Annotated in this window: 19 protein-coding genes; 8 read left to right on the top strand and 11 right to left on the bottom strand. The window is 61.5% G+C overall.

Annotated features, from left to right (window positions below):
• Nucleotides 1-24: 24 nt before the first annotated feature.
• The 8 genes from CAF87_RS12335 to CAF87_RS12300 all read right to left on the bottom strand — a co-directional run bounded on the left by CAF87_RS12335 (nucleotide 25) and on the right by CAF87_RS12300 (nucleotide 14254).
• Nucleotides 25-1893, bottom strand: a complete 1869-nt coding sequence (locus CAF87_RS12335; protein ID WP_085731645.1) for a hypothetical protein — start codon at nucleotides 1891-1893, stop codon at nucleotides 25-27.
• 155 nt (nucleotides 1894-2048) lie between these two features.
• On the bottom strand, nucleotides 2049-5501 hold the full coding sequence (locus tag CAF87_RS12330; RefSeq protein WP_085731644.1) for an alpha/beta fold hydrolase: 3453 nt from the start codon (nucleotides 5499-5501) through the stop codon (nucleotides 2049-2051).
• A 986-nt stretch (nucleotides 5502-6487) separates the two neighbouring features.
• Complete coding sequence (locus tag CAF87_RS12325; protein WP_085731643.1) at nucleotides 6488-7258, bottom strand: electron transfer flavoprotein subunit beta; 771 nt, start codon at nucleotides 7256-7258, stop codon at nucleotides 6488-6490.
• Nucleotides 7259-7267: 9 nt separating this feature from the next.
• The gene (locus CAF87_RS12320) at nucleotides 7268-8488 is read right to left on the bottom strand and encodes an electron transfer flavoprotein subunit alpha/FixB family protein (protein ID WP_085731642.1); all 1221 of its coding nucleotides are present in this window, start codon (nucleotides 8486-8488) and stop codon (nucleotides 7268-7270) included.
• On the bottom strand, nucleotides 8488-10437 hold the full coding sequence (dgcB, locus tag CAF87_RS12315) for a dimethylglycine demethylation protein DgcB (RefSeq protein ID WP_085731641.1): 1950 nt from the start codon (nucleotides 10435-10437) through the stop codon (nucleotides 8488-8490). Before dgcB ends, CAF87_RS12320 begins: the two co-directional genes overlap by 1 nt.
• A gap of 155 nt (nucleotides 10438-10592) precedes the next feature.
• Nucleotides 10593-12653 carry a dimethylglycine demethylation protein DgcA gene (gene dgcA, locus CAF87_RS12310; protein ID WP_085688582.1) on the bottom strand — a complete coding sequence of 687 codons (2061 nt, stop codon included), beginning with the start codon at nucleotides 12651-12653 and terminating at the stop codon, nucleotides 10593-10595.
• A 15-nt stretch (nucleotides 12654-12668) separates the two neighbouring features.
• The gene (locus CAF87_RS12305) at nucleotides 12669-13199 is read right to left on the bottom strand and encodes a DUF5943 domain-containing protein (protein WP_003228980.1); all 531 of its coding nucleotides are present in this window, start codon (nucleotides 13197-13199) and stop codon (nucleotides 12669-12671) included.
• A 77-nt stretch (nucleotides 13200-13276) separates the two neighbouring features.
• Entirely contained in the window at nucleotides 13277-14254 is a 978-nt protein-coding gene (locus tag CAF87_RS12300; RefSeq protein WP_007959776.1) for a dipeptidase, read from the bottom strand.
• Between the two features lie 234 nt (nucleotides 14255-14488).
• On the opposite strand from CAF87_RS12300, the gene CAF87_RS12295 reads away from it, so the two are divergent.
• Complete coding sequence (locus tag CAF87_RS12295; protein ID WP_085731742.1) at nucleotides 14489-14890, top strand: lysozyme inhibitor LprI family protein; 402 nt, start codon at nucleotides 14489-14491, stop codon at nucleotides 14888-14890.
• 47 nt (nucleotides 14891-14937) lie between these two features.
• Nucleotides 14938-15354 carry a DUF3010 family protein gene (locus CAF87_RS12290; RefSeq protein WP_085731640.1) on the top strand — a complete coding sequence of 139 codons (417 nt, stop codon included), beginning with the start codon at nucleotides 14938-14940 and terminating at the stop codon, nucleotides 15352-15354.
• Here the strand turns inward: CAF87_RS12290 and CAF87_RS12285 are convergent, their stop codons facing one another.
• Nucleotides 15355-16527, bottom strand: coding sequence for a hypothetical protein (locus tag CAF87_RS12285; RefSeq protein ID WP_085731639.1), 1173 nt, complete (start codon nucleotides 16525-16527; stop codon nucleotides 15355-15357).
• 68 nt (nucleotides 16528-16595) lie between these two features.
• Entirely contained in the window at nucleotides 16596-17540 is a 945-nt protein-coding gene (locus CAF87_RS12280) for a GlxA family transcriptional regulator (protein WP_011336294.1), read from the bottom strand.
• 192 nt (nucleotides 17541-17732) lie between these two features.
• On the opposite strand from CAF87_RS12280, the gene CAF87_RS12275 reads away from it, so the two are divergent.
• The 6 genes from CAF87_RS12275 (at nucleotide 17733) to CAF87_RS12250 (ending at nucleotide 22931) form a co-directional block, all read left to right on the top strand.
• Nucleotides 17733-18677, top strand: a complete 945-nt coding sequence (locus tag CAF87_RS12275) for a choline ABC transporter substrate-binding protein (RefSeq protein ID WP_085731638.1) — start codon at nucleotides 17733-17735, stop codon at nucleotides 18675-18677.
• A 75-nt stretch (nucleotides 18678-18752) separates the two neighbouring features.
• Nucleotides 18753-19640, top strand: a complete 888-nt coding sequence (locus CAF87_RS12270) for a 3-keto-5-aminohexanoate cleavage protein (RefSeq protein WP_039768000.1) — start codon at nucleotides 18753-18755, stop codon at nucleotides 19638-19640.
• A 70-nt stretch (nucleotides 19641-19710) separates the two neighbouring features.
• Nucleotides 19711-20676 (top strand): L-carnitine dehydrogenase, encoded by a 966-nt coding sequence (locus CAF87_RS12265; protein ID WP_085731637.1) that lies wholly within the window; start codon nucleotides 19711-19713, stop codon nucleotides 20674-20676.
• Between the two features lie 56 nt (nucleotides 20677-20732).
• A complete protein-coding gene (locus CAF87_RS12260; RefSeq protein ID WP_085731636.1) occupies nucleotides 20733-21209 on the top strand; it encodes a thioesterase family protein in 477 nt (158 codons plus the stop codon).
• A gap of 24 nt (nucleotides 21210-21233) precedes the next feature.
• Entirely contained in the window at nucleotides 21234-22397 is a 1164-nt protein-coding gene (locus tag CAF87_RS12255) for a gamma-butyrobetaine dioxygenase (protein WP_085731635.1), read from the top strand.
• Nucleotides 22398-22670: 273 nt separating this feature from the next.
• Nucleotides 22671-22931, top strand: coding sequence for a hypothetical protein (locus CAF87_RS12250; RefSeq protein WP_085731634.1), 261 nt, complete (start codon nucleotides 22671-22673; stop codon nucleotides 22929-22931).
• Between the two features lie 77 nt (nucleotides 22932-23008).
• Here CAF87_RS12250 and CAF87_RS12245 read toward each other — a convergent pair whose 3' ends face one another.
• Nucleotides 23009-24112 (bottom strand): GlxA family transcriptional regulator, encoded by a 1104-nt coding sequence (locus CAF87_RS12245; RefSeq protein WP_065260190.1) that lies wholly within the window; start codon nucleotides 24110-24112, stop codon nucleotides 23009-23011.
• Between the last annotated feature and the right edge of the window lie 354 nt (nucleotides 24113-24466).

Here is a 24466-nt window from a genome sequence, read left to right as displayed (position 1 = left end):
GCGTAATCCTCTATCCGTAGGGGTTCACAGGGTTTTCATGAATTCGATCAGTGCACGTTTGTCGTCGTCCGACAGTGTCGTGCCATACAGGTGACCGGTGTTGTGATTGCCCTCCAGGCGCGTGTCGTATTTGAAGTCCGCCGAGGCTTTCGCTTGCGCGCCGCTGGTCACGAAACCGACGTTGACCGGGTCGTACACATCGGAGCCGGTGATGAACACCTGCGGACGTTTTTCCGGCGGTTGCAGCAAATCCCACAAGGTCGGTACCGAGCCGTTGTGCAGATAAGGCGCGCGTAGCCAGATACCGTCGGTGGGCGTGTTGCTGTAGCTCTGGGTCTTGCGGTAGGCACCGAAATCGAACGGCGGTTTCTTGAAGGTGTGAAACGCCGCCACCAGTCCGACAGTGAACGAGTCGAGCCGATGCGGATCGGTGCCGAGCTGGTCGATATTGGTGGTGACCTGCCCGGTGTCGACGCGACCGAAGTCGTGGCAACCGGCGCAATTGGTTTCCCAGATCGGTTTGCCCTGAGCGACTTTGGCCTGATCCAGCGCCCACGGCCACGCGGGTGCCTTGTGTCCGAGCAGCCAATTGGTCACGCGATTGAAACTCGGCGGCAGCACCGACTCCGGCGTCGCCCCCACGGCCATCGCGGCGGCGTAGTTGCGCTCGTGGATCTTGTTGTTATTGCCGTCCCAGTGCAGGTACATCGATTCCCGGGGTTTCTGGTTCCACACTTGCGGCAGGTCGACGGTGCCAATGGTCGAGTCATCCGGGAAGCCGAATACCACCATTTTCGTCGGGTTGAAGGTGTCGGTACGCCCCGGTCCCTGTGGCGGACGCAGCTTCTGCCAGGCGTAGGCCTGTTTCTGCTTGAGCAGTGCGGTCTTGGCCATCGGGATGATCAGGTAACGGTTGTAGATCCGCTCGAAAAAGCCGAGCTGGAACTTGCTGTTGATCGCCGCCATCACCGCGTCGGTAGTGAATTTCGGGTCGCTGGCGCAATCGTAGGCGAACCACTGGAAGGCTTGCAGTTGCAGGGTATTGGCCGGCGCACTCGGCACATTGACCGCAACGTCGCTGGCATTCGCCCGATAGGAGCCGGTGTGGCACAGCGCGCAATTCGGCTCGACGGTCGGGTAGCCGATCTGCCGCTTGGCCATGCCGATCGGCAGGTCCTTGCCGTTCTCGAACAGGAAACCGAAGACTTCCCAGCCGCCGGGTTTCGGCATCTTTTCCGGGCACATCTGCGGCAGCACCGAGAACAGGTAATACGGGATCCGCGCTTCGATGCCCAGGCCAATCGCGGCGTATTTGTAGTGATCTTCGTCGGAGGCGTATTCCTGCTCCGGAACCACGCGCAGCATCTGATACCAGGTCTGGTAACCGATGAACGCCAGCAGCGCGACCACCACCAGCGTGCCAACCTTGAACGCGTGACTCTGCCAATGCCGCGCCCACGCCGACCGCCATTCGCGCCAGCCGTCACACAGCAGGGCCAGTGGTCGGTTTTCAGGGGTGGTGCCGAGGTACAGCAGGATGCCGAGGATCAGGAAAAAGCTCAGGTCGCCCATCAGCATCGGCACGAATACCGAGCCCTGGCTGCTGGTGTCGATCAGGTAGATCCAGAACGCCACGGCGATCAGCCGCGTCAGCACGCACAGCCAGGAATGCACCACGTAGCGCGGCGCGTTGAAGCCCGAGGGCATGTAGAACACGCTGATACCCACCAGCAGCATCCCGGCGTTTTCCAGCCACGGGTCGGAGAGTTGCGGCGGCAGGCCGACCACCGATGTCAGCAACCCCGGCGCAAACAGCGCCGGGATCGCGAACACCATGTTCATCGCTATACCGAGCCAGATGAAGCGTTGAAACCAGCGGATGTAGCTGTCCATGTCATCCATTTCCTTGTACAGACCGGAGAGATTTAGCGCCTGATACACCGCCATCGCTTGCAAGTCGGGTCCTCGCACCGCAGCTCCCACAAATACGCATCGCATTCCAATGTGGGAGCTGGCTTGCCAGCGATTGCAGTCGACCCGGTTGCAGGTCAACCGCGGGCCGTCTTCTCCAGGTGTTCAAGGATGATCGGATACACATCGACCACCGCGTTCTTGCCGAACATGCAGTCGATGTGACCGTAACCCGGCACCACATGCCGGCTATAGCGCTCCGGCCCATGTTTCTCGCAAACCCGCTGGTAGGTCTTGAGCGTGCTTTCCGGCAGGTAGCACTGGTTCTCCGCACCGCTGATGAAGCAGATCGGCATGGTCAATCGGTCGAAGTGCGGCATGTACACATCGTTGCCCTTGAAGTCCACCAGATGCCCTTTGCGCACGATCAGCGCCAGGTGTTCGAAGGTCTCGATGTTCGACTCGCCGAACAGCTCGTGCAGGTTGTCGTGCAGCGTCTCGTTGAGGGTGTCGTGACGGTACAGCGAGGCGTACATGAAGGTGATGCGGTGGCACACCGGGTTGGTGCAATAACCCTGGGCTTCGATCCGCGCGTAGCCATTTAGAGCCTTGTCGTACAGCCGGTTGAACCAGTTCTCCTTGCTGTCGGCGTAGGCGGTCATGGATTTGATACCGATGGCGTCGAGCATCCCCGGCAAGTGCAGACCGGCCTTCAGCCCCGTCGCCGTCGCGACCACCGTGTCGGCGGCGATCTGCGAGCAGACCACCGAACGCACGCCCTGCAAACCGGCGAGCAACGACATGAAGAACGTGGTTGCACCGTAGCAATGCACCACGCACTGCACGTCCTTCGCGCCGGTCTGCTGTTGGATCTGCGCGATGGCGGCCTTGAAGTCGTACTGGGCGATCTGGTCGCCGTTCCATTCCTTCTTGCTCGCCGGCAGCAGGATGCTCACCCGGAAATCCAGCAGCCACACGTCGTAGTCATGCTTGCACAGAAACTCGAGCAGGTTGGTCTGGATCGTATCGGTGGAAAAGATGTTCGAGCCCACGCCCAGACCATGCACCAGCATCACCGGGCCTTTGCTACCGGCCTGATAACGGGTCAGGCGCAACTGAACGCCATCTTCGGTGGGGAAGAAATGCACATCCGGCGTCGGCGCATCCAGCGGCCGTTTCAAGCGTGGCGGTGCGTCGGGATTGAAGTACTTGTCCCCGGCAAACACCCCGCCGTAACTCTCCCAGAGAATCCCGGCGAAGAACTTGCCAAACCGCGCCAGCCCTTCGATGCGCTCGCGCTCGTTGCGCGCATTGAGGACTTTCATGGTGGTCATCTGTTTGGCGAAATCGGTCGGTTTGATGTGCATCACGCCTGATCCGATCACCTCGCCGGACTTGTCCGGCCCGCGATACAGCGTCACGTAAAGAGTGCTGGTGTCGTGCCAGATATTCAGTACACCGTTGTCTTCCGGCACGGTTTTGAAGGCACTGAAGAAATAGTCGTTGCCGTCCTCGGCGGTCAGTTTCATGTCGTATTTCATGTGGCGTGTGTCGACTTGCTGCTCGAATTGCTCGAACAGGTTGAACACGCCGTTGCTGGCGGTCAGCGGCTGCGGCGACAGCGCCGGGGCGATCACCGTGCCGACGATGGTCGCGGCGTGTTCCGGTTCCTTGATCATCCGGTTGAGGTCGTTGGCGGTGATGGTCAGGGTGAAGTCGATCGGCGAATTGTCCGCCTCGCCGCGTTTGGCCGCCGCTTCGTAAACCTTCAGATCCGTACTCTGCGCAGCGGTAAAGGCCCGGGAGAAGTAGCCTTTCATGGTCTCGGTGAACTGCACGCCGAGGGTCGGTGGCACCGGTTGTTTGCGCGGCGCCGAAGGCAGTGTGTAATCGATCTTCCAGCCCCGGTCGGCGGCTAGCAGGCACATGTTGCGCTCGCTGACGGCGCAGATGGTCAGCAGCGGGTTGACCGCCAGTGACGTCGGAATTACCGCACCGTCGGTCACGTAAAGGTTGGCGTAGACATCGCTGCCACTGGCGCCGCTGAACACCTGGCCCTTGTGGTTGACCACACCCTGCGCGGCGTCTTCACCCATCACGCAACCGCCCAGTGGATGCACCGAGACGATGCTGTGCTTGAGCAACTTGGTCCAGATCGGATTCTCGACCCAGATCCCGCCCAGTGCCTTGGTGCTCTGGTACAGCCGTTCATTGCCGATCTTGAAGTTTTCCTGCTCGCCAACACCCGGCCAGTCGATGCGCAATTGATCCTTGTTGTCGAGGACCATGCGGCCCTGGCCGCTGTCGTGGCTCATGATCAGGTAGGTCTGCATGTTGTGCAGCGCGCCGTAGTACGGGCCGCGCAGGAAGCTTTCGGCTTCGCGTTCCTTGTACTTCACCTTACCGCTGAAGCTGTCGTCGGTGGGCACCCCGATCATCTCGGCGAACCCGGCCATCGCCGGCACCATCGGTCGCCCGAGGGCGCCGGGAATCGAGCCCTCCTCGATGACCATGCGACTGCTGCGATCACCCTCGTTGCGCATATCGATGATCGACGTGATGCACGGGCCGACCGGTTTCATCTCCTTGGCCGAGTGCGTGCCGAAGCCGATGCCGTTGATGGTCTGTTCGCAGTTGTGGCCGAAGCCGAGGATGTCGCCGTTGCCGCTCATGTTCTCGCCGAGCTGGCCGGACATCGCCAGGCCCTTGTCCCGGGAACGCAGGAGGATTTCGGTGGAACCGAGGGTGCCGGCGGAGACCACGACGATGTCGGCCTTCACGAACAGGGTCGGCGCGTCGAATTTCTCGCGTCCACTGTCGAGGTACTGGAAGTGCACGATCCAGCCGCTGCCATCACGCTCCAGATACCGAACCTGGGCCTGGCAGAAAATCTCCGCGCCGTGATTGGTGGCGTCCGGCAAATAGTTCATCAGCGTGGTGTTCTTGGCCTTGTTGTTACAGCCTGAAACGCAGTCGCCGCAGTGGTTGCACGGCAGTTGCTCAACGCCGACATGGTTGAGGTTGTTCGGCAACTTGTCGAAGGTTACGTTGATCGGCGGCTTGTAAAAGTTCGCGCCTTGCTTGAGGAAGTCCGCGGACTTTTTGTTGGCATCGAGCTTGGGCAGGTTCGGTGCGCTGTTCGGATAAGGGTTGGGTTTGAGCATCTCCCGGGCTTTTTCGTAACCGGCCTTGAGCAAGCCATCCTGGTCCTCGCGCACCGCCAACGGCCAGCGTGGATCCTTGAACACATCGGCTGTCGGCTCCAGCGAGACGTTGGCATTGATCAACGACGTGCCACCGAGGCCACAACCGACCACCACGTTCTGCTGCGCGTTGACGTGCAGATCGAACAGCCCGGTGCGCGAGCCGATGTGGCCGTCCGGGTCGTGCACCTGCAGCTCTTCGGTCGCGGCGATCATGGTGTTGGGGTATTCGCCGGGCTGGATTTCCCGGCCCCGCTCCAGCAGGCACACCCGTTTCCCGGCCCGGGACAGGCGCGACGCGGCAATGCCGCCGCCGTACCCGGAGCCGATGACAATCACGTCGTAGTGTTCCTTGATATCGCTGATGGGCGTTGCGATCCGTGTCATGAGGTGATTCCTCTCTCAGGCAGTGGGGCAACTCTGCGGTTGCCTGCAATCGATGGGCGAACGGGCACCTGGCCTCCGGGGGCAGGCCCGGCGGCAATACAACGAAGTGGCAGGATTCAGGCGCTATAGACGGGCATGCTGATTGGCGGCACGGCGCAAGGTGCGCGTGCGCGGCTTCGGGGCTGACAGCAAGCGGGGATTGAGGAGTAAGCGATGCGGCTGGGTATCCATCACGCGTTCTCCCTGAACCAGATGTGGATAAGTGACGGCGGTCCTTGTGCCATTGGAGTGAAGACAGCGGCCGGATTGAAGTCAAGGCAGGCTCTTAGAACTGTATGAAATCTGATCAATCACCGTTTGGACTATAGCCGGCGGGACTCGCAGGGTTTGGCGAACAAGTTATCCACATAGCCACCCACAGCAAATGGGGACAACTGTGGATGACCGGGAAAAATATCGACGGTTATGTGAAGAAAAACCGTGACTTATCCAGAAGCACGGATTCCGGCGATGATTGTCTGTTTTTTGATCAACACCATGAAGACCACGGAATACATGGCCTACAGAGGATGGCAAACACCTTATCCACAGAAGCGCCAACAGAGTTCGGGGGTAACTTGGCGGATGCTGTGGAAAAGCTCTGGAGGCGTTGATAAATCCGAGTTTGCGTCGGGTTGGTGGGGTTAAACGGCTGAATTGATCGATTTTTGATCAGATCGTTGTAAGCCACGGTTTATATGGCTCTTGGCGGATAGCGAACATCTTATCCACAGAAGCGCCAACAGAGATTGGGGGCAAGTCAGGGAACTATCCTGGGGAAAAAGCTCGTAAAAACCGCAAGTTAGGCTGGTTGTTTTTTGATCTGATGGCTGTATGGCTTGATTGGCGAGGGGTTCAGAGAGGGGCGAACACGTTATCCACAGATCCGCCAACAGGGATTGTGGGTAAACCGCCCTCTCCCGAAGGGAGAGGGTCAGTAAAGGTTTTCAGCGGACAACACCTTCTTCGATCAGCAGCTTGAGAATGGCTTCAGCACCAGCCTGCGCGGTGACGCCCTTGAGCACCTGCCCCCCACCCCCACTAGCCTTCGCCGTAGCCGCCTTCATCCGGTCAGCCCCGCTCTTGGCCTTGATCACCTTCAACCGCTTCGGCCGTGGCTTGGCCGGTTGCAGGGTCGCCACTGCAAGCAATTCGTCATCCACCACTTCCACATCTTTTGCCTGAAGAACGCCACGTCGCGCCGGGCCGTAAGCACTTTGCCGTGGCTTGGGCGCCGCGTTATCCACAGTCGCGAGAAACGGCAGGCGCACCTTCAGCCGGCGGCGCTGCCCACGGGGCAACGCTTGCAGCACCAGTGCCGAGCCTTCGCTGATCGACTCGACCTGCGCCAGCCCCACCACCAGCGGCCAGCCTAGCCCTTCGGCCAGCAGGAACGGCAGCATCCCCGAACCTTCACCGGTTTCTGCCTGGCTGCCGGTCAATACGACCTGAGCGCCGGCATCACGCAAATAGTCGGTCAATGCCGGTAAAGCATCCGCACCGGCCGGTTGTTCCAGCACATGCATCTGCGCGAGTCCCATGCCCAGATAGGCGCGCAACGCAGGTTCCGCAATGTCCCCGGCATGCAGCACTTGCAGGTTATCCCCAGCCAGTTGCAAGCCGAGTTCCACCGCCCGTGCATCCTGTTCGGCACGACGCGGCCGGCCCGAGGTCGGATGGGCACCGATTGAAACCAGACTGATGATCTTTGTGCTCATAACCGTTCCTTAAGCCGCATCGCGCTTGGCTTCGTTGCGGTAGGCCTCTACCGCCGCGATCAAGGCCTGAAGAATTTCCGCGCTTTCGCCGATCACCGACAGGTCGGCACGCTTGATCATGTCGCAGCCCGGATCGAGGTTGATCGCCACCACCTTGTCGCACGCACCGATGCCCTGCAGGTGCTGGATCGCCCCGGAAATTCCCACGGCCACGTAAACCCGCGCCGTGACCCAGGTGCCGGACGCACCGACCTGGCGGTCGCGGGTCATAAAGCCGTCGTCCACGGCCACCCGCGAGGCGCCTTCGGTGGCGCCGAGAGCGGCGGCGGTCTTGTGGAAAAGCTCCCAGTCCTTGACCCCGTTGCCACCGGAGAAGATGAACTCGGCTTCGGCCATCGGAATCGCCGCCGGGTCCACCGCTACGGCACCCAGATCCTCGATCCGCGACAGGCTGCGCGCCACGGGTGTGGATAACTCCACCGGCAACGCTTCGTGACGGGTTTCGCTGACCGGTTCGGCACATTCGGCGGACGCCAGAATCAGCCGTGCGACCGAACGGGCAAGATCCTGCAACCCGGCACCGGCGCGACCGATGCATTGCTGACCCTTGACCTGCCACACCCGTGTGGCCGGGCGCTCGCCCAGTGCAGCGGCAAAGCGCCGACCGAGTTCGCCGCCACCGCTGCGGCTGTCCGGCAGCAGCCAGTGACGCGGGTTGAACTGGTTATCCACAGCCCGCAGGCCCTGGATGCGTTGCTCCGGTGCATAACCGTTGAACTCTTCGCCTTCGAGCACCAGCAAGCGGTCAACGCCGGCCGTGGCGAAAGCGTTTTCCTTGTGCTCGCCGAATACCACGGCAAGTACCGCACCGTCGCTGCCGGCCAGTTGATGAGCCAGGCCCAGCAGGTCGCGGTCGTGGCTGCTCAAACGGCCGCCGACCATGTCCGGCACCACGCTGATGTAGAACGCCGGTGCCGGCACCTGATGCAGCGGCAATTGCACTTCAACGGCGGCCGAGCGCTTGGCCGAGCCGCCCTGTTGCGCACCGCTGCGGTCGATGCGCTTGATACCGTTCGGCCCGATAAAGCCGATGCCGTGCAGGTTCTTGCGGATGATCCCGTTGGGCCCCATCCAACTGTGTTGCGCCGGTTGCATGGCCGCGTGCAATGGGTGCAGTCGGTTGCGTGCGATCCATTCGGCGCGAGGGTCACGGCGGATAATGTCGCTCATCAGTGGGCCTCCGCAGGTTCACGTTTGGCCGGGGTGGCAGGCTTGTTCGGCGCAGCGTCTTCAAGCAGCGCATCGGCCACCAGTTCGGCGATGTCCTTGATCAGCGGACGCGGTTCGACCACGCCTTCAAGCATCGCCGTGCACTGTGGACAACCCACGGCCACCAGTTCGGCGCCGGTCTCGCGGATGTCTTCCATGCGCATGTCGGGGATCCGCTGTTTGCCCGGAATGTCGGTGATCGGCGCCCCGCCACCGCCGCCGCAGCAACGCGAACGGAAGCCGGAACGTTGCATCTCTTTCACCTCGATGCCGAGGGCGCGCAGCACTTCGCGCGGCGCCTCGTACTCGCCGTTGTAACGACCGAGGTAGCACGGATCGTGATAGGTCACGCTGTTGCCTTTGTGCTGACCGAGGTTCAGCGCGCCGGCCTGGATGATTTCCGCCAGATAAGTGCTGTGGTGCTGCACGAGGTAGTTGCCGTCGAACGCGCCGTACTCGTTTTTCAGCACGTGGAAGCTGTGTGGATCGCAGGTGACGATGCGGTTGAAGCTGTATTTGGCCAGAGTCTGGATATTGCGTTTGGCGAGCAACTGGAACGTTGCTTCGTCGCCAAGACGTCGGGCCACGTCGCCGCTATCACGTTCCTCCAGCCCGAGCACCGCGAAGTCGACCTTGGCCGCTTTCAGCACTTTGACGAAGGCGCGCAAGGTGCGTTGATTGCGCATGTCGAAGGCGCCGTCGCCGACCCAGAACAGCACGTCGGTGGACTTCTTCTCGCTGAGCAGATTGAGGTTCAGGTCCGCCGCCCAGTTCATCCTCCCGCCCGGGTCAAAACCGCCAGGGTTGTCGGTAGCAATCAGGTTTTCCAGGACTTCGGCGCCCTTGTTCGGGGTCGCGCCTTTTTCCAGAGTCAGGTGACGACGCATGTCGACGATGGCATCGACGTGCTCGATCATCATCGGGCATTCCTCGACGCAGGCGCGGCAGGTGGTGCACGACCACAAGGTTTCGGCATCCACCAGACCGTTGACGATCGGTTGATGCGGATTACCGCTGTGTTCGCCCACCGGTTTGCCCGGATAAGGACTGCCGGCGAACTGGGCATCGGTGCCGCCGGCAAGACCGACGACCATGTCCTGAATCAGTTTTTTCGGGTTCAGCGGCTGGCCGGCGGCGAACGCCGGGCACGCCGCTTCGCACTTGCCGCACTGCACGCAGGCGTCGAAACCGAGCAGCTGGTTCCAGGTGAAATCCTTGGGCTTTTCCACACCCAGCGGCGCGGTCGGATCATTCAAGTCCAGCGGCTTCAAACCGGTGGAACGGCCGCCGCCGAAGCGTTCGGCGCGGCGGTGCCAGGCCAGGTGCAAGGCACCGGCGAAGGCGTGTTTCATCGGACCGCCCCAGGTCATGCCGAAGAACAGTTCCGACACACCCCACAACACAGCAAGTCCGAGAATCGTTGCGAGCACCCAGCCACCGAAGTTCTCCGGCAGGATCCCGGCCACCGGCAAGGTCACCAGGAAGAACGAGGCCGAGAACGCCAGCAGGCTTTTCGGCAAGCGCATCCACGGGCCTTTCGACAGCCGCGACGGCGGGTTGAGGCGACGCCGATAAACGAAGATCGCCCCGACGAACATCACCGCCGTCATCAGCAGCAACGCGTAGCCAAGAATGCGGTTATGCAGGCCGAAACCGTGGACCAGAATCGCCAGCACGATCGACGCCACCGCCCCGCCCGCCGTGGCGACGTGGGTGTTGGCGATGTATTTGTCCCGCGCCACCACGTGGTGCAGATCGACCATGTAACGCTTGGGCATGGCGAACAGGCCGCCGATCAGGTCGACCTTCGAGGCCCGGCCCCGACGCCACATGGCCACCCGCCGCAACGCCCCCAGCACCGCGAGGGCCAGGGCTGCGAACAACAGGATTGGAAGAAGGGTGTTCAACATGGTGAAGCTCCCACCAGTACAGCCTGGAGAAACACGTTCAGCGTGTTCCTGTGGGAGCGAGCTGGCTCGCGAAAGCGCCGGGTCAGTCGATGCAGCGGTGACTGACAGAATGCATTCGCGGGCAAGCCCGCTCCCACAGGGTCATGTGCAAATCTTTAGAAGTCTTTGCACAACCGCAGGGCGTCATAGATCGCAGCGTGGGTATTACGCTGCGCCACGCAGTCACCGATGCGGAACAGCAGGTAACCGTCGCCATTGCTGCTCAACGAAGGTTGCGGCTGGATCGCAAACAGAGCCTCGACATCGATCTGACCCTTGTTGCGCGAGCCGTCCTTCAGCGCGTAGTAGATCTCTTCGTCCGGACGCACGCCGTTCTCGACGACCACCTGATCCACCACCCGCTCCTCTTTGGCGCCGGTGTATTCGTTCTCCAGCACGGCGACGAGTTTGTCGCCTTCGCGGTAGACCTTCTCCAGCATCATGTCGCCGGTCATGATCACTTCTTTCGGGTACATGCTGCGGTAGTAGGTCGGGAACGATGTACCGCCGATGGCCACGCCCGGCTTGATGTCGTCGGTGACGATCTCGACCTGGCTGCCCTTGTCGGCGAGGAAGTCGGCCACCGACATCCCGGTAAACTCGCAAATGGTGTCGTAGACCAGCACGTTCTTGCCTGGCGCGACCTTGCCGTCGAGCACGTCCCAGCTGCTGACCACCAGCCCTTCGGCGGCACCCCAGTGCTCGTTCTGCTCCAGGTACGGATGACCGCCAACGGCCAGCACCACGATGTCCGGACGCAGGTCCATGATGGTGTCGGCATCTGCGGCAGTACCCAGACGCAGGTCGACTTTCAGCCGCGCCAGCTCCAGCTGGAACCAGCGGGTGATCCCGGCGATCTGGTCACGCTGCGGCGCTTTCGAGGCCGTGGTGATCTGCCCGCCGATGAATTCTTTCTTCTCGAACAGGGTCACGTCATGGCCACGTTCGGCTGCCACACGGGCAGCTTCCATCCCCGCCGGGCCGGCACCGACGATCACCACCTTGCGTTTCGGCCCGGTGGATTTCTCGATGATGTGCGGCACACCCATATATTCACGGGAGGTCGCGGCGTTCTGGATGCACAGCACGTCCAGACCCTGGTACTGGCGGTCGATGCAGTAGTTGGCGCCGACGCACTGTTTGATCTGGTCGACCTGGCCCATCTTGATCTTCGCGATCAGGTGCGGATCGGCGATGTGGGCGCGGGTCATGCCGACCATGTCGACGTAACCACCCTCCAGAATCCGCGTGGCCTGGTTCGGGTCCTTGATGTTCTGCGCGTGCAGCACCGGAACCTTGACCACTTCCTTGATTCCGGCCGCCAGGTGCAGGAATGGCTCCGGTGGATAACTCATGTTCGGAATCACGTTGGCCAGGGTGTTGTGGGTGTCGCAACCCGAGCCGACGACGCCGATGAAATCGAGCATGCCGGTGTCATCGTAATACTTGGCGATCTGCTTCATGTCTTCGTGGGACAGACCGTCGGGGTGGAACTCGTCGCCGCAGATACGCATGCCGACGCAGAAGTCGTCACCGACTTCGGCGCGCACGGCTTTCAACACTTCCAGGCCGAACTTCATCCGGCCTTCAAAGGTGCCGCCCCATTCGTCGGTACGCTTGTTGACCCGCGGGCTCCAGAACTGGTCGATCATGTGCTGGTGCACGGCCGACAGTTCGACGCCGTCCAGACCACCGGCCTTGGCGCGGCGTGCCGCTTGCGCGTAGTTGCCGATCACCCGCCAGATTTCTTCCGGCTCGATGGTCTTGCAGGTGGCGCGGTGCACCGGTTCACGGATGCCCGACGGCGACATCAGGGTCGGCCAGTGGAAACCGTCCCAACGGGAGCGACGGCCCATGTGGGTAATCTGGATCATGATCTTGGCGCCATGCTTGTGCATGGCGTCGGCGAGATTCTGGAAGTGCGGGATGATCCGGTCGGTGGACAGGTTCACCGAGCTCCACCATTGCTGCGGGCTGTCGATCGCCACCACGGACGAACCGCCACAGATCGCCAGGCCGATGCCGCCCTTGGCTTTCTCTTCGTAATACTTGACGTACCGTTCGGTGGTCATGCCGCCGTCGGTCGCGTAGACCTCGGCGTGCGCGGTGCTGAGCACGCGGTTGCGGATGGTCAGTTTGCCGATCTGGATCGGCTGGAACATTGCTTCGAAAGCCATGGCGGGTTCCTCGACTTACAACGGCTTGACGGTGAACAGGCCGTCGTCGTGGCCTTCTTCGGAGCCACCGTAGACCTGCTCGGCCACGGTGCGGATCTTGCTGCCGCGAGCGGCGAGGATCTGATCCATCGCCCCGGCGAACCAGCCGGTGAACATGTAGTCGACCTTGCGTCCGACCTTGCCGTAGACGTAGACGAACGCCGAGTGTTCGAGCTTGACGCTGGCGGTGCCTTTGTCGAGGTCGATGTCCTGGATCTTGAACAGGCCCCAGCCGCGCTGCGACAGGCGCTTCATGTAGTGCTCGAACACCGCGACGCCTTCCAGACCGTGGCACTCGGCCTCTTTTTCACACCAGTGCCAGGCGGATTTGTAGCCGGCCTTGTAGAGGATTTCGGCATAGGCCTCGGCGCCCAGCACTTCCTCGATGCCCATGTGGTTGTTGACGAAGAAATGCCGTGGCACGTACAGCATCGGCAGGGCGTCGGAGGTCCAGACACCGGTCTCGCTGTCGACTTCAATAGGCAATTGCGGGGCGATCTTGGCCATGGAAACTTAACTCCAGAAAAATTTTGGTGTTGCCCCCGGCGCGGACGGCCGGGGGAAAGTATTCGGGAAGCGGCGGCTTATTCGCCCCAGACGTCCTTAAGGACGTTGACCCAGTTTTCGCCCATGATCTTGCGCACGACTCGTTCGGAGTGGCCGCGCTTGAGCAGGGTTTCGGTCAGGTTCGGGAACTCGCCGACGGTACGGATGCCCAGCGGGTTGATGATCTTGCCGAAGTTGGTCAGACGGCGGGCGTAGCCCTTGTCGTGGGTCAGGTATTCGAAGAAGTCCTGACCGTGCCCCTGGGTGAAGTCGGTGCCGATGCCGATGGCGTCTTCGCCGACGATGTTCATGGTGTATTCGATGGCTTCGGCGTAGTCGTCGATGGTCGAATCGATGCCCTTGGCCAGGAACGGCGCGAACATGGTCACGCCGACGAAACCGCCGTGGTCAGCAATAAACTTAAGCTCTTCATCGGACTTGTTGCGCGGGTGCTCTTTCAGCCCCGACGGCAGACAGTGGGAATAGCAGACCGGTTTTTTCGATTCGAGGATGACTTCCTCGGAGGTCTTGGAGCCGACGTGGGACAGGTCGCACATGACGCCGACACGGTTCATCTCGGCGACGATTTCGCGACCGAAGCCCGACAGGCCGCCGTCACGTTCGTAGCAACCGGTACCCACCAGGTTCTGGGTGTTGTAGCACATCTGCACGATGCCGACGCCGAGCTGCTTGAACACCTCGACATAGCCGATCTGGTCTTCGAACGCATGGGCGTTCTGGAAGCCGAAGAGGATGCCGGTCTTGCCCTGCTCCTTGGCCTTGCGGATGTCGGCGGTGGTGCGGACGGGGATCACCAGGTCGCTGTTTTCGCGGATCAGTTTCTGGCTGGCGGCGATGTTGTTGACCGTAGCCTGAAAGCCCTCCCACACCGACACGGTGCAGTTGGCCGCCGTCAGACCGCCCTTGCGCATGTCTTCGAACAGCTCGCGGTTCCATTTGGCAATGATCAGACCGTCGATAACGATGCTGTCGGCGTGTAATTCGGCTGGGCTCATCAGGCGTCCCCTTATTGGCGATTCATGCGCCGAATCGTCTGCCGGCGCTTTGGGGCCAGCATATGCCTCGGTGCGCGACCAGCCGGGTGCAAAAACGACAGGGGAATTGCCGAAAGCGTCAATCCGCGACAAAGCGTCGCCAACCGGTCCGACCAGCCACCTGTTCAAGCCCGCGAGCTTGAGCCAGAATCTGCCGCATCTCGGAAACACCACTGGATTAGAGCGGCGACATCAATGAAATCGATCTTCCTGGCTTTGGCACTGATTGCGACCGGCGTACACGCCGCCGAAGAGTCCGACAACAACCCGTGCGACGCGGTGGAAAACGACGTCCAGACCCTGGAGTGCTCGACCTACAGCCGCACCACCGCCGAAGACCTGCTCAAGGACAACTACAAAAGCCTGAACGAGCGCATGCAGGCGACCTACGGCAAGAACCCGGCGCAACTGACCGACATCACCGCAAAACTCAAGACCGCCCAGCAACAATGGCTGAAAACCCGCGACGCCGACTGCGCCGTCGAAGCCTTCCCGGCGACGGACGGCAGCAAGGCGTTCAAGATTGCGCAGAACGATTGCGTGGCGCGGATGAGTGATGAGCGGTCGGAGTTTTTGGAGTCGATAGGCCAGGAGTGAGGGCTTGAGCTGTAAGCTGCACCTCCTCAGCCAATCAAGGGATTCACATGAACATCTGCGGTATCGAAATCAAAGGCAGTGAAGCGATCATCGCCGTGGCGTCCCTCGACGGTTCGGTGTTGAGCCATGTCGCTTTGAACACCAGGAAAATCGCGCTGGACGATGACGACGAGGCGGCCAACGTCAAACTGTTCGCCGCACAAGTGGCGTCGTTCGTGCGCGAGAACTCGATTGATCGCATCGCGATCAAGAAGCGCAGCAAGAAGGGCGAGTTTGCCGGTGGGCCGACCACGTTCAAGATCGAGGGCGTGTTTCAGTTGCTGGACGGTTGCGAGGTGACGCTGCTGTCGCCGCAGACAATCAATGCCCAGGCCAAGAAGCACAATTTCGAGCTGCCGGGCACGCTTAACAAGTATCAGCATGAAGCCTACAAGGCAGCGTGCTCGGCATTGGTGAAGAAGTAACTAGCCCGCTTTGCACGCGCTCAGCCAGTCGCCGAAGGACTTGTCTTCCAGCGCATAGCCACCACGACTCGACTTCCACACCAGCTCCTTGTCGCGCAGGGCATCGATACAGGCCTGAATGGTCTGGGTGCCCGGCACCACGTCGCTGCCCAGATTCTCCAGTGCCTTGCTGACGGCCATAAGCGTGCTATCGGTAAACGGTGCAAAAGGCTCGTTGTTTCGTGAGCGCTCCACCATCACTTCCAGTACGGCGCGCTGGGGAATTGTCAGATTGTTCCATGCACTCTCGAACTCGCTCCACACACCTGCGCGCAACAATTCGGCACGGCTCTGCAACAACTGCCCCAGATTGCTGGCCTCGCCCAGCTCCAGTGCCACTTCACCAATAATGGTGCGCAACATTTCCGGGCGCCGCCCGACCAACTCAAAGGCATCGTCAATATCAGCCGCACTGAACTGGTTGGTCTCGGCCAGATGGGCGTTGAGGTGCAAGGTGTACGCTTGGGTGAACTCTTTTCCCAGCAATGGAAAGGGTGTGATGCTCGAGCCGAAAAACGGTTGGCTTTTGCCCAGCACCAGATGGGCGAGCTTGTCGCGATTGGAACCGGTGAATACCAGATGCAAACCGCTGCCCTCGCCTTCACGCCCCTGATTGAGCTGATCCCGCGCAGCCTTCAGGGCAAACATCGCGTTGATGCCTGCGGCGGTGGTGAGCGCGTGCTGGGCCTCGTCGATCACCAGCACTACAGGCTTTTCAGCGGCGCTGTGGAGCAGTTCCAGCGCTTGAGTCAGGGTCGCACCGGCCGGCAGTTGCGGCTTGGTGAAATCCCAGGACAAGGTGCGCAGAAAGCTGAGTTTTTCGATGCCGATATTCTTCGCCAGTTTGCGGATGCCCTTTTCAAAAGGGATCAACGCGCCAGCAATGGCACTGGCGATCAAGTCGGCAGGGTCTTTTTCCTTGTCGGCCCACAGGTCGACGTAAACCGTCAGCCAGCCTCGGGCCTGGCATTCCGGGATCAGGTCCTCCCGCAGAAAGGTACTTTTGCCCGTGCGACGCGGCGCTGCCAGAAAAAGGCCGGAGGTAAAATCCTGCAGACCTGCACCCACCAGGCCATCGGCAACACTGCGTGCCAGGGCCGGGCGGCGGAAGACGAAGCCGTTGTTTCTGGACATGGTTTTACACTCAATTATTCAAACGACTGTAATTTATACCTAAAAGTATAATTAACTATAATCGTTCGTCAAACGGCCTCCCGTCGCCGGTCCTCTCGTGGACACCGTGCAAACTTCGCCCGATAGCTGCGGGTGAAATAGGACGGCGATTCAAACCCGCAGGCGATGCTGACTTCCAGCACGCTCATGTCAGTCTGGCGCAACAGCTGCCGGGCCTTTTCCAGCCTTAGCCGCAGATAGAAATTGCTCGGTGTGTCGTTCAGGTGCAGGCGGAACAACCGCTCCAGTTGCCGCCGCGTCACCTTGATCGACTCCGCCAGCTCCAGGGTGGTCAGCGGCGGTTCGCTGTGCTGCTCCATTTCGCCGATCACATGCACCAGCTTCTTGTTGCTGATGCCGTAACGCGTGGCGACTTCCATGCGCTGGTGGTCCTTGCGCGGACGAATGCGGCCGAGCACGAATTGCTCGCTGACCTGGATCGCCAGTTGCGGGCCGTGGGCCTGGGCGATCAGGTCGAGCATCAGGTCGATGGAAGCGGTACCGCCGGCGGAGGTGATGCGCCGACGGTCGATCTCGAACAGCTCCTGAGTGACGCTGAGCTGTGGATAAGATTCCTTGAAGGCGTCGATGGCTTCCCAGTGCAGGGTCAGGCGATGGCCATCGAGCAGGCCCGCCTCGGCGAGGACGAAGCTGCCGGTATCGATGGCGCCGAGGGTCACACCTTCGTTGTCCAGCCGTCGCAGCCAATGCTCCAGCGCCGGGGTGGCGAATTTCAGGGGTTCGAAACCGGCGACCACCAGCAACGTCGCCCCTTTCTTCAGCGGCTCCAGCGCCGCATCGGCGTTGACCGACATCCCGTTGCTCGCCAGCACCGCCCCGCCATCGGCGCTCAAGACGTGCCAGCGATACAACTCGCCGCGAAAGCGGTTGGCCACCCGCAGCGGTTCGATCGCAGAGATGAAACCGATGGCGGAAAAACCCGGCATCAACAGAAAGTAGAAATCCTGGGACATGGCGCGCACTCGGTTAGCGGGTAGCGTGCAACGTTGATACGCCAGTTGTCGGCGGCATTCAAGAGCACAGGTCGCTGCAGTGCAAGAGCTGGTCGCCGCAGTGCGTTTTCATCGGTGCATTGCTGCGTAATTTGGCATCACCGGCACGACAGATGCCGGAACCCACAATAACGACCTGCCGAGGAACCCGACATGAAACGACTGATCAGCAGCTGTGTTCTCGCACTCAGCGGTACCGCGTTTTTAAGCGCCAGTGTCATGGCGGCCGAACCTGCGTCGTGCCAGAACGTGCGCATGGGTGTGGTGAACTGGACCGACGTGATCGCCACCAGCGCCATGACCCAGGTTCTGCTCGACGGGCTCGGCTACAGCACCAAACAAACCAGCGCCTCTCAGCAAATCATCTTCGCCGGCATCCGCGACCAGCGTCTGGATCTGTTCCTCGGCTACTGGAACCCGCTGATGACCCAGACCATCACCCCATTCGTCGATGCCAATCAGGTCAAGGTTCTTCCGGCGCCGAGCCTGAAAGACGCCCGCGCCACCCTCGCCGTGCCGACCTATCTGGCGGACAAGGGTCTGAAAACCTTCGCCGATATCGCCAAGTTCGAGAAAGAACTGGGCGGCAAGATCTACGGCATCGAGCCTGGCTCGGGCGCCAACACCCAGATCAAGGCGATGATTGCCAAAAACCAGTTCGGCCTCGGCAAGTTCCAGCTCGTGGAGTCCAGCGAGGCCGGCATGCTCGCCGCCGTCGACCGCGCCGTGCGCCGCAAGGAAGCCGTGGTGTTCTTCGGCTGGGCGCCGCACCCGATGAACGTCAACGTGCAGATGACTTATCTGACCGGCAGCGAAGACGCCCTCGGCCCAAACGAAGGCATGGCAACCGTGTGGACCGTCACCGCGCCGAAATACGCCGAACAATGCCCGAACGTCGGTCGCCTGCTGAGCAACCTGACGTTCACCGCCGAAGACGAGAGCCGGATGATGCAGCCGCTGCTCGATCACAAGGACGCTTTCGAATCGGCCAGACAATGGCTCAAGGATCACCCGCAGGACAAACAGCGCTGGCTCGAAGGCGTAACCACCTTCGATGGCAAACCGGCGGCTGAAAACCTCCAGCTCACCAGCAAATAAACCGCAACGAACGAACCGCTTCGCAGCCCGCCCAGGGCTGCGAACAGACCCATCACGCCTTAAGGAAAACGCACCATGAACCACGACGTCATCATCACCTGCGCACTCACCGGTGCTGGCGACACGACCGCCAAGAGCCCTCACGTGCCGGTCACCCCGAAGCAAATCGCCGCCGCCGCAGTAGAAGCGGCCAAGGCCGGCGCCACGGTCGTGCACTGCCACGTCCGCGACCCGCAGACCGGCAAGTTCAGCCGTGACGTGGCGCTGTACCGCGAAGTCATGGAGCGCATCCGCGAAGCCGACGTCGACATCATCGTCAACCTCACCGCCGGCATGGGTGGCGACCTGGAGATCGGACCGGGCGAGAGCCCGATGGAATTCGGCCCGAACACCGATCTGGTCGGCCCGCTGACCCGCCTGGCCCACGTCGAAGAGCTGCTGCCGGAAATCTGCACCCTGGATTGCGGCACCCTGAACTTCGGCGACGGCGACACCATTTATGTTTCCACTCCTGCGCAACTGCGCGCCGGTGCCAAGCGCATCACCGAGCTGGGTGTGAAGGCGGAGCTGGAGATTTTCGATACCGGTCACCTGTGGTTTGCCAAACAGATGATCAAGGAAGGCCTGCTGGACAACCCGCTGTTCCAGCTGTGCCTGGGCATCCCGTGGGGCGCACCGGCCGACACCACCACCATGAAAGCCATGGTCGACAACCTGCCCGCCGACGCCGTTTGGGCGGGCTTCGGCATCGGCCGCATGCAGATGCCGATGGCGGCGCAAGCGGTGCTGCTTGGCGGCAACGTGCGGGTCGGTCTGGAGGACAACCTGTGGCTGGACAAAGGCGTGCTGGCGACCAACGGCCAACTGGTCGAACGCGCCACCGAGATCCTCAGCCGCCTCGGCGCCCGGGTGCTGACCCCGGCAGAAGGTCGCAAGAAGATGGGCCTGACCCAGCGCGGCTGAAAACACCCTTTCCCCCGGTGGGCGGGTCATTGGCGCCCACCGTTTTTTTGCCTTATTCCAGGAAGTGACCATGAGCTTTATCACCGAAATCAAAACCTTCGCAGCGCTGGGCAGCGGCGTCATCGGCAGCGGCTGGGTCGCCCGCGCCCTCGCCCATGGCCTCGACGTGGTGGCCTGGGACCCGGCGCCGGGTGCCGAAGCGGCCCTGCGCAAACGCGTGGCCAATGCCTGGGGCGCGCTGGAGAAAAACGGCCTGGCGCCGGGCGCCTCGCAGGATCGCCTGCGTTTTGTGACGACTATCGAAGAGTGCGTGCGCGATGCGGACTTCATCCAGGAAAGCGCCCCGGAACGCCTCGAACTGAAACTGGACCTGCACAGCAAGATCAGCGCAGCGGCCAAGCCGAACGCGCTGATTGGCTCCAGCACTTCGGGCCTGCTGCCGAGCGAGTTCTACGAGAGCTCGAGCCACCCGGAGCGCTGCGTGGTCGGCCACCCGTTCAACCCGGTTTACCTGTTGCCGCTGGTGGAAGTGGTCGGCGGCAAGAACACCGCACCGGAGGCCGTGCAGGCCGCGATGAAAGTCTACGAATCCCTCGGCATGCGCCCGCTGCATGTACGCAAGGAAGTGCCGGGCTTCATCGCCGACCGCCTGCTCGAAGCGCTGTGGCGCGAGGCGCTGCATCTGGTCAATGACGGTGTGGCGACCACCGGTGAAATCGACGATGCGATCCGCTTTGGCGCCGGTCTGCGCTGGTCGTTCATGGGTACGTTCCTGACTTACACCCTGGCCGGTGGCGATGCCGGCATGCGCCACTTCATGTCGCAGTTCGGCCCGGCGTTGCAGTTGCCGTGGACGTACCTGCCGGCACCGGAACTGACCGACAAGCTGATCGACGATGTGGTGGATGGCACCAGCGATCAACTGGGCCGGCACAGTATTTCGGCGCTGGAGCGCTATCGTGATGATTGTCTGCTGGCGGTGCTTGAGGCGGTGAAGACCACCAAAGAAAAGCATGGAATGAGTTTCAGCGAGTAATTGCAGATTGAGCGCTCCCACGCAAAGCGTGGGAGCGCTCGTGCCCGGAGATAAACATGCCCACCCTCACCACCTACCAAACCAGAATCATCCCCGACTGGGTCGACTACAACGGCCACCTGCGCGATGCCTTCTACCTGCTGATCTTCAGCTACGCCACCGACGCCCTGATGGATCGTCTCGGCATGGACAGCAACAACCGCGAAGCCAGCGGAAACTCGCTGTTCACCCTCGAACTGCACCTCAACTACCTGCACGAAGTGAAGCTCGATGCCGAGGTCGAAGTGCGCACGCAGATCATCGGCCACGACCAGAAACGCCTGCATCTCTATCACAGCCTGCACCTGGCCGGCGGTGAAAAGGAACTGGCCGGCAACGAACAGATGCTGCTGCACGTCGACCTCGCCGGGCCGCGTTCGGCACCGTTCACCCCGGGCACCCTGAGCCGTCTGCAAGCCATCGTCGCCGAGCAGGCCGACCTGTCCGCCCCGGCTTACATCGGCCGGGTCATCGCCCTGCCACCAGCCCAGTAAATCCATCCATCGCAAGGAGCCGCCATGCAAACCGCCGCCGCAGTTGCCGATTTCCGTACTTATCCGTTGATCAGCGCGCTGAACGGCGTGCAGAACCTGGTGGATCGTGTCCTGATCGAATGGGCCGACGGGCGCGTCAGCCCGTTCCACCACGTTTGGCTGCGCGACAACTGCCCGTGTCCGCAATGCGTCTACAGCGTCACCCGCGAGCAGGTGTTCGAGGTCGTCGATGCGGCGCCGGATCTGTCACCCTCCGCCGCGCATATCGACACCGACGGCTGCCTGCGCATCGACTGGCAGGACGGCCACCTCAGCCGCTTCGATGCGGGTTGGCTGCGGGCCCACGCCTATGACGACGAATCCCGTGTCGAGCGCCTCGCCAACAAGCCAAAACCGTTTCTATGGCGCAGCGATTTGCAGTTGCCGGTGTTCGACTATTCAGCCCTGATGAACGACAACGCTGCGCTGCTGCAATGGTTGCTGGCAGTACGCGACATCGGCCTGACCCAGGTGCGCGGCGTGCCCACCGAACCCGGTTCGCTGAAGCTGATCGCCCAGCGCATTTCGTTCATCCGCGAGAGCAATTTCGGCGTGCTGTTCAACGTGCAATCCAAGGCCGACGCCGACAGCAATGCCTACACCGCTTTCAACCTGCCATTGCACACCGACCTGCCGACCCGCGAGCTGCAACCGGGGCTGCAATTTCTGCATTGTCTGGTGAACGACGCCGAGGGTGGCGAGAGCATTTTCGTCGACGGTTTTGCGATTGCCGAAGCGTTGCGTCAGGAAGATCCCGCATCATTCAAGGCCCTGTGCGAGATCCCGGTGGAGTTTCGCAACAAGGACCGCCACAGCGACTATCGCTGCCTCGCGCCAATCATCGCCCTGGATGCGTTGGGCCGGGTCGCGGAAATCCGTATGGCCAACTTCCTGCGCGGCGCATTCGACACGTCCGTGGAGCAGATGCCCCTGCTGTATCGAGCGTATCGACGCTTCATTGCCATGACCCGCGAACCGCGTTTCCGGGTGATGCAACGACTCAATCCGGGCGAGTTGTGGTGCTTCGATAACCGCCGCACCCTGCACGCGCGCAACGCGTTCGACCCGACCACCGGAGCACGGCACTTTCAGGGCTGCTACATCGACCGGGACGAGTTGCTGTCGCGGATTCTGGTGTTGCAACGCTAAACCGCATCTGAGTTATTCGCAGGCAAAAAAAGCCCCGATACAAGCCGTGACAGGATCGGGGCGAGGGTACTGTTGAGGAGCTGCCATGCCGAGGGTGACCAAACCTTCGTGAAGCGAGCTGAGGCCAGTGTGCCCACTCCCCTGGCCGGCGAGTTAGCCGAAAACGACCTGTTCATAGTCGTCGCGGCCACTGCGACAAATCGCCCTTGCCGTGCCTGTACAGGCCTACCAGAATCGAGTCACGACCTCCGTTGCCAAAGAAGGACTCGCGTCATGATGTATGCCGATTTGATCGATCAGGAAGACCTGTTGGGCCAACTCAAGTCGTTGGGATTCGAAGTACCGTCGGGCTCGTCTGCCCAGCAGGCCTGTGAGTGTGCCGTGCGGGGGCTGGACGATGTGCGCGCCAATACGCTGCGCACCATGGTCAAGCAAATGTACACAAGCAGCGCGAGCATCCAGCCGATCGTGCGCGAAGCCATCGACAAGCAATTGCTGCCGGCCCTGGCGCAATACCAGCAGACCCGTGCCTGATATCTGACCGAAAAAAAGATCGCAGCCTGCGACAGTGCCTTTCCTGAAGGCGCTGTCGCAGGCTGCGATCTTTCGTTTTAGAGGCGCACGCTGGCGAAGGTCGACTCGTTGCGCGCCTGGCTCAACGCCGACATCGGCCCGGACAGCGGCGACATCACGATGGCCTGCGGCAGCGGCAGCATCGCCACCTGCTGGGTGGTGTTGGAACCGACGCGCTCGTCACGCGGTGGAATGCCGAAGTATTCGCGGTAGCACTTGGAGAAATGCGGCGTCGACACGAAGCCGCAAACCGAAGCCACTTCGATGATCGACATCGGCGTCTGCTTGAGCAGTTGCCGGGCACGGATCAGGCGCAGCTTGAGGTAGTAGCGCGACGGCGAACAGTGCAGGTATTTCTGGAACAGGCGCTCGAGCTGGCGACGAGACACGGCGACGTACACCGCCAGTTCGTCGAGGTCGATCGGCTCTTCCAGGTTGGCTTCCATCAGCGCGACGATTTCCTGCAGTTTCGGCTGGTTGGTGCCGAGCATGTGCTTGAGCGGCACGCGCTGGTGATCCTGTTCGTTACGGATGCGCTCGTAGACGAACATCTCAGAGATCGCGGCGGACAGTTCACGGCCGTGATCACGGCTGATCAGGTGCAGCATCATGTCCAGCGGCGCGGTGCCGCCGGAGCTGGTGAAACGGTTGCGGTCGAGGGTGAACAGTCGGGTGCTCATCGCAACGCGCGGGAAAGCCTCCTGCATTGCCGCCAGACATTCCCAGTGCACACTGCAATCGAAGCCGTCGAGCAGGCCGGCGCAGGCCAGGGCCCAACTGCCGGTGCACACGGCGCCGAGGCGACGGGACTGGCGCGCCTGGCTCTGCAGCCACGAGACGTGTTCACGGGTAACGGTGCGTTGAATGCCGATGCCGCCGCACACGATGATGGTGTCTAGGGCCGGGGCTTTGTGCATGGAGGCGTCGGGGGTGATCTGCAGACCGTCACTGGCCCAGACTTGGCCACCGTCGACGGTGAGGGTGGTCCAGCGATACAGCTCGCGACCGGACAACTGGTTGGCCATGCGCAGGGGTTCGACTGCGGAAGCCAGGGAAATCAGCGTGAAATTGTCCAGCAGCAGAAAGCCGATGGATTGAGGCGCACGGTTCTGGGGTTGAGCCCCGGAGTTGAACGACGTCATCGCGGTATCTCCTCACACAAAGCGGGTGATGGCCTCAGGCGGAGGCTCTTGTTATTGCCATCGTTCTCTTGCGTGAGACGGGCTTTGTTATGACAGAGCAATTGCCATGCCTAAAATTGAATGGCTGTTCAATAACTCCTGAAAACGACGTCGCGACGCGTCTATACAAGCCGTCCGACGAAAGGCTGTTCGAAGTGCCATCAGCGGCGGTGAAAGCCCTGCCCCGGCGTGCGTGAGCAGATCGGTAGCACTTGTGGGAACAGGGCTGCGGGGGATTGTCCTACAGTGTCACCGCTGGCACGGATGACGGACGGTAGCCAGCGCGAATCCGGCCATGCGGGTGGGAAACACTCT

This window comes from Pseudomonas sp. R38(2017) (assembly GCF_002112395.1).
Taxonomy (GTDB): Bacteria; Pseudomonadota; Gammaproteobacteria; order Pseudomonadales; family Pseudomonadaceae; genus Aquipseudomonas.
This window is presented reverse-complemented; position numbering and strand designations above follow the sequence as displayed.

Excerpts from the sequence above, each read along its gene's own strand:
- CAF87_RS12335 (WP_085731645.1), bottom strand. The coding sequence starts at position 1,893 with ATGGACAGCTACATCCGCTGGTTTCAACGCTTCATCTGGCTCGGTATA.
- CAF87_RS12330 (WP_085731644.1), bottom strand. The coding sequence starts at position 5,501 with ATGACACGGATCGCAACGCCCATCAGCGATATCAAGGAACACTACGAC.
- CAF87_RS12325 (WP_085731643.1), bottom strand. The coding sequence starts at position 7,258 with ATGAGCACAAAGATCATCAGTCTGGTTTCAATCGGTGCCCATCCGACC.
- CAF87_RS12320 (WP_085731642.1), bottom strand. The coding sequence starts at position 8,488 with ATGAGCGACATTATCCGCCGTGACCCTCGCGCCGAATGGATCGCACGC.
- dgcB (WP_085731641.1), bottom strand. The coding sequence starts at position 10,437 with ATGTTGAACACCCTTCTTCCAATCCTGTTGTTCGCAGCCCTGGCCCTC.
- dgcA (WP_085688582.1), bottom strand. The coding sequence starts at position 12,653 with ATGGCTTTCGAAGCAATGTTCCAGCCGATCCAGATCGGCAAACTGACC.
- CAF87_RS12305 (WP_003228980.1), bottom strand. The coding sequence starts at position 13,199 with ATGGCCAAGATCGCCCCGCAATTGCCTATTGAAGTCGACAGCGAGACC.
- CAF87_RS12300 (WP_007959776.1), bottom strand. The coding sequence starts at position 14,254 with ATGAGCCCAGCCGAATTACACGCCGACAGCATCGTTATCGACGGTCTG.
- CAF87_RS12295 (WP_085731742.1), top strand. The coding sequence starts at position 14,489 with ATGAAATCGATCTTCCTGGCTTTGGCACTGATTGCGACCGGCGTACAC.
- CAF87_RS12290 (WP_085731640.1), top strand. The coding sequence starts at position 14,938 with ATGAACATCTGCGGTATCGAAATCAAAGGCAGTGAAGCGATCATCGCC.
- CAF87_RS12285 (WP_085731639.1), bottom strand. The coding sequence starts at position 16,527 with ATGTCCAGAAACAACGGCTTCGTCTTCCGCCGCCCGGCCCTGGCACGC.
- CAF87_RS12280 (WP_011336294.1), bottom strand. The coding sequence starts at position 17,540 with ATGTCCCAGGATTTCTACTTTCTGTTGATGCCGGGTTTTTCCGCCATC.
- CAF87_RS12275 (WP_085731638.1), top strand. The coding sequence starts at position 17,733 with ATGAAACGACTGATCAGCAGCTGTGTTCTCGCACTCAGCGGTACCGCG.
- CAF87_RS12270 (WP_039768000.1), top strand. The coding sequence starts at position 18,753 with ATGAACCACGACGTCATCATCACCTGCGCACTCACCGGTGCTGGCGAC.
- CAF87_RS12265 (WP_085731637.1), top strand. The coding sequence starts at position 19,711 with ATGAGCTTTATCACCGAAATCAAAACCTTCGCAGCGCTGGGCAGCGGC.
- CAF87_RS12260 (WP_085731636.1), top strand. The coding sequence starts at position 20,733 with ATGCCCACCCTCACCACCTACCAAACCAGAATCATCCCCGACTGGGTC.
- CAF87_RS12255 (WP_085731635.1), top strand. The coding sequence starts at position 21,234 with ATGCAAACCGCCGCCGCAGTTGCCGATTTCCGTACTTATCCGTTGATC.
- CAF87_RS12250 (WP_085731634.1), top strand. The coding sequence starts at position 22,671 with ATGATGTATGCCGATTTGATCGATCAGGAAGACCTGTTGGGCCAACTC.
- CAF87_RS12245 (WP_065260190.1), bottom strand. The coding sequence starts at position 24,112 with ATGACGTCGTTCAACTCCGGGGCTCAACCCCAGAACCGTGCGCCTCAA.